Origin of the sequence: Pseudomonas sp. Pseusp97, from assembly GCF_047304025.1 — a bacterium.
Lineage (GTDB): Bacteria > Pseudomonadota > Gammaproteobacteria > Pseudomonadales > Pseudomonadaceae > Pseudomonas.
Window position 1 is genome coordinate 1 of record NZ_JBGLYK010000299.1, and the last position, 5,332, is coordinate 5,332.

The window sequence follows — 5,332 nt, forward strand, 5'->3', positions numbered from 1 at the left end:
GCGACGCACGCGGCCGAACAGGTCGACTTCCCAGATCATGTCCAGCCCCAGGTCGTAGCGCTCCTGGTTGACCCGGTCCTCGGTCTGGCCGGGCACCTGGCCCTTGCCGACCTGGCCTTCGGCGCGACTGGTGACCGTGGGGAAACGGTCATTGGCGACGTCGTCGCGGATCGCCCGCGAAGCCAGCACGCGGGCATAGGCCACGCGCAGCTCGCGGTTTTCCTTCAGCGCCTGGTCGACCAGCTGGGTCAGCACCGGGTCGTCGAACTGCTTCCACCAGGCGTCCTCGAAGCGGTTGCGGTCGTAGTCCTGCGCCTGGGCGTTGCTGTCCAGTTGGGCCGGCGCGGTGTCCGGCTTCTGGTAGTCGGGGCCGACCATGCACGCGCTGAGGGCCAGCGCGAGCAGGGTGGGGACGAACAGTTTCACGGCATTCCTGCTCATAGCATTGATGGTGATGACGCTCATGCCTGGTGGGCCTCGCTGTTGTTAGGTTGGCTCTGGGCGATGCGCGCCTGGTGCGCCTGTTTCTTCGCTTCACGGGCTTCCATGAGGCGGCGGATCAGCACATAGAAGACCGGGGTCAGCAGCAGGCCGAAGAAGGTCACGCCGAGCATCCCGGAGAACACCGCGACACCCATGGCATGGCGCATTTCGGCGCCGGCGCCGGACGACAGCACCAGGGGCACCACGCCCATGATGAAGGCGATGGAGGTCATCAGGATCGGCCGCAGACGCAGGCGGCAGGCTTCCAGGACCGCGCTCAGGCGGTCCATGCCTTCGTCCTGCTTGTCCTTGGCGAACTCGACGATCAGGATCGCGTTCTTGCACGCCAGGCCCACCAGTACGATCAGGCCGATCTGGGTGAAGATGTTGTTGTCGCCACCGGACAGGATCACCCCGGCGATGGCCGACAGCAGGGTCATCGGCACGATCAGGATCACCGCCAGCGGCAGGCCCCAGCTCTCGTACAGCGCGGCCAGCACCAGGAAGGCGAGCAGCACGCAGAGCGGGAACACGTAGATCGCGGAGTTGCCGGCGAGGATCTGCTGGTAGGTCAGCTCGGTCCATTCGTAGGTCATGCCATTGGGCAATTCCTGCTTGAGCAGGCGCTCGATGGCGGCCTCGGCCTGGCCGGAGCTGTAGCCCGGTGCGGCGGCGCCGTTGATCTCGGCGGTGATGAAGCCGTTGTAGTGCATCACGCGGTCGGGGCCGGCGGTGTCGCTGATCTTGATGAAGGTGGCCAGCGGGACCATTTCACCCAGGTTGTTGCGCACCTTCAGCTGGCCGATCTGCTCGGGTTCGAGACGGAACTGCTGCTCGCCCTGGACGTTCACCTGGTAGGTGCGGCCGAAGCGGTTGAAGTCGTTCGCGTACAGCGAGCCCAGGTAGACCTGCAGGGTGTCGAAGATGTCGCTGATCGCAACCCCGTGGGTTTTGGCCTTCTCGCGGTCGATGGCGGCATCCACCTGCGGCACGTTCACCTGGTAGCTGGTGAACACCGACATGGGGTTCAGCTCCGGCAGCGCGCGGGCCTTGTTGAGGATGTTCTGGGTCTGTGCGTAGAGCTCCTCGTAACCGGCGTTGCCACGGTCCTCGATCTGCAGGCGGAAGCCGCCGATGGTGCCCAGCCCCTGTACCGGCGGTGGCGGGAAGATCGCGATGTAGGCGTCCTGGATATCGGCGAACTGCTTGTTCAGCTCGGCGGCGATCTCGTTGGCCGACATGCCCGGACCTTTACGCTCGCTGAAGTCCTTGAGCGGGGTAAAGACGATGCCGCTGTTGGGGCTGTTGGTGAAGCCGTTGATCGACAGGCCGGGGAAGGACACGGTGTGCTCGATGCCCGGATGCTTGCCGGCGATTTCCGACATGCGCTTGATCACCGCTTCCGTGCGGTCCAGCGTGGCGGCGTCGGGCAGTTGCGCGAAAGCCACCAGGTACTGCTTGTCCTGCTGCGGCACGAAGCCGGTGGGTGTACTGGAGAAGCCCAGGTAGGTCAGGCCGATCAACCCCGCATAAAGCAGCAGCGCGATGGAGCTGCCGCGCAGCACGCGGGTGACGGTGCCGACGTAGCCGTGGCTGGCGCGGTCGAAGAAGCGGTTGAACGGCCGGAACAGCCAGGCGCCCAGCAGCTTGTCGAGCAGCACCGAGAAGCGGTCCTTCGGCTCGTGGTGCCCCTTGAGCAGCACGGCGGAGAGCGCCGGCGACAGGGTCAGCGAGTTGAACGCGGAGATCACCGTGGAAATCGCGATGGTCAAGGCGAACTGCCGGTAGAACTGCCCGGTGAGGCCGGAGATGAACGCGGTGGGAATGAACACGGCGCAGAGCACCAGCGCGGTGGCGATGATCGGTCCGGTCACTTCCTTCATGGCGCGCTTGGTCGCCTCGACGGGCGTGAGGCCCAGCCCGATGTTCCGCTCGACGTTCTCCACCACCACGATGGCGTCGTCCACCACGATGCCGATGGCCAGCACCAGGCCGAACAGCGACAGCGCGTTGAGCGAGAAGCCGAAGGCGTGCATCACTGCGAAGGTACCGATCAGCGACACCGGCACGGCGGCCAGCGGGATGATCGAGGCGCGCCAGGTCTGCAGGAACAGCACGACCACCAGCACCACCAGGATCAGGGCTTCGAACAGGGTATGCACCACCGCTTCGATGGAGCCGCGGACGAAGATGGTCGGGTCATAGACGATGGAGTAGTCCACGCCCTGCGGGAAATCCTTCTTCAGCTCGGCCATCTTCTCGCGCACCAGGTTGGAGATGGCGATGGCGTTGGAACCGGGACGCTGGAAGATCGGGATGGCGACCGCCGGCTGGTTGTCCAGCAGCGAGCGCAGGGCGTACTGGCTGGAGCCGAGCTCGACCCGGGCGATGTCCTTCAGGCGGGTGATCTCGCCGTCCGGGCCGCTGCGGATGATGATGTTCTCGAACTCTTCCTCGGTAACCAGGCGGCCCTGGGTGTTGATCGACAGCTGGAAGCTGGTGTCGCTGGGTGAGGGCGGGGCGCCCAGGGCACCGGCGGCCACCTGGCGGTTCTGCTCGCGGATCGCGGCGACCACGTCGGTGGCGGTCAGGTTGCGCGAGGCGACCTTGTTCGGGTCCAGCCAGACGCGCAGGGAGTAGTCGCCCATGCCGAACAGCTGAACATCGCCCACGCCGTCCAGGCGCGCCAGCTCATCCTTGATGTTGAGGATGGCGTAGTTGGACAGGTAGAGCATGTCGTAGCGGTTATCCGGCGAGGTCAGGTGCACGACCATGGTCAGGTCGGGCGAGGCCTTGTCGACGGTGATGCCGATCCGCGTGACTTCCTCGGGCAGCTTGGGCTGCGTGCGGGTGACGCGGTTCTGCACCTGCACCTGCGCGTTGTCCAGGTCAGTGCCCAGGGCGAAGGTGATGGTCAGGGTCATCTTGCCGTCGGCGGTGGACTGCGAGGACATGTAGAGCATGTTCTCGACGCCGGTGATGGCCTGCTCCAGCGGCGCGGCGACGGTCTCGCCGATCACCTTGGGGTTGGCGCCGGGGAAGTTGGCGCGCACGACCACGGTGGGCGGCACGACTTCGGGGTATTCGCTGATCGGTAGCTGGAACAGCGAGATGGCCCCGCCGATCAGGATGATCAGCGAGAGCACGGCGGCGAAGATCGGCCGCTGGATGAAGAATTGCGAAAAGTTCATGGCTGGTTCCTGTCGCGAACGCATCGTTCGCCAAACCCGGGACAAAGGTCACCCAAGGCCCTGGTGGGACAGGGCCTGGCACATCGGTTCAAGGATTACGGGTTGGGTCAGCCGCGCGGCGCACCCGGTTTGGCGGATTTCTCGGCGACCTTCGGCGCCTCGAAGCTCTCCAGCGCACGACGCTGGCTTTCCAGGTTGGCGAGGGTTTCCTTGCTGGCCATCTCGACACCCTGGGCATCGACCTGGGCGCCCGGGCGGACCCGTTGCAGGCCGTTGACCACGATGCGGTCACCCTTCACCAGACCGCTGCGGACGATGCGCAGGCCTTCGAGTTTCGGGCCCAGCTCGATGCCGCGGTACTGCACCTTGCTGTCCTTGTCGAGCACCAGCACGAACTTCTTGCCCAGGTCCGTGCCGACCGCTTCGTCCTTGATCAGCGCGGCGGGGTAGGTGCCGCTGCCGACCAGCTTGAGGCGGGCGTACAGGCCGGGGGTGAACTGGTTGGTGGCGTTGTCGAAGACAGCGCGGCCGCGGATGGTGCCGGTCTTGGGATTGACCTGGTTGTCGAGGAAGTCCAGGCGGCCCTGGTGCGGGAAGCCGTCCTCGCCGGTCAGGCCCAGGTACACCGGGCTGGTGCCGCGGGCGTCCGGGCCGCCCTTGCGGGCGAGGTCCACGTACTTGAGGTAGACGCGTTCGTCGGCGTCGAAGTAGGCGTAGACCTTGTCGGTGGAGACCAGGGTGGTCAGCAGGGTCTGGCCGCTGTTGACCAGGTTGCCGGCGGTGACTTCGGCGCGCGAGACGCGGCCGTCGATGGGCGCGGTGATCTGGGTGAAGGACAGGTTCAGGCGCGCGTTGTCCAGTTCCGCCTGGGTCGCGGCGACCACCGCCTTGGCTTCGGCGGCGGCGGCGCTGCGGGCGTCGGCCAGTTCCGCGGAAATGGCATTGGTGGCGCGCAGGCGCACCCCACGGGCATCTTCGTTGACGGTGCGGGTCTGGTTGGCGCGTGCCTGTTGCAGCTGGGCTTCCAGGCGATGCACCTCGGCCTGGAACGGCCGCGGGTCGATCTGGAACAGCAGGTCGCCTTTCTTCACCAGCGCGCCTTCACGGAAGGCGACGCGGTCGATGTAGCCGGAGACGCGCGGGCGCAGTTCGACGGATTCCGGAGCCTCCAGGCGGCCGGTGAACTCGTCCCATTCGTTGATCGGTTGTTCGATGACATCCGCCACGCTGACCTTGGGGGCGGCCATGTTCTGTGCCGACTCCTGGCCCTTGCCGCAGGCGCTGAGAACCAGCACGGCGGCCAACGCCAACGGAATACGCAAGGTGTTCAGATTTCGCTCCATGGAAAGGACTCCGGCGATCTAATTGATTTTGGGATTTCTGATGGAGCGGAGTCTGCGCAACGGGGCGCCTGGGAACTAATCGAACGAGCAGATTTTGATTATCACGCGCAGTGATAAATGCTTTTGCACTATGCGCACGAATAGATAGAAGGGATGGGCACAGGGTTTGCGGCTCAGGCCTCGTCTCGCGCGCCGATGCCCGGCGGAAGGGCTTTGTGTAGGAGCGAGCTTGCTCGCGAACCGCCCAGCACCGACGCAGCAGGAAAATCCGTTCGCGAGCAAGCTCGTTCCTACAGGGGGGCGTCACGTAGGGCG

Annotated in this window: 2 protein-coding genes and 1 pseudogene; all 3 read right to left on the bottom strand. The window is 65.5% G+C overall.

Annotated features, from left to right (window positions below):
• Window positions 1–441: pseudogene (locus tag ACCC94_RS27480) on the bottom strand (TolC family protein); the annotation flags it as partial.
• 20 nt (window positions 442–461) lie between these two features.
• Window positions 462–3,674 carry an efflux RND transporter permease subunit gene (locus tag ACCC94_RS27485; protein WP_413352759.1) on the bottom strand — a complete coding sequence of 1,071 codons (3,213 nt, stop codon included), beginning with the start codon at window positions 3,672–3,674 and terminating at the stop codon, window positions 462–464.
• Between the two features lie 107 nt (window positions 3,675–3,781).
• On the bottom strand, window positions 3,782–5,017 hold the full coding sequence (mexE, locus tag ACCC94_RS27490; RefSeq protein ID WP_413352760.1) for a multidrug efflux RND transporter periplasmic adaptor subunit MexE: 1,236 nt from the start codon (window positions 5,015–5,017) through the stop codon (window positions 3,782–3,784).
• Window positions 5,018–5,332: the final 315 nt, after the last annotated feature.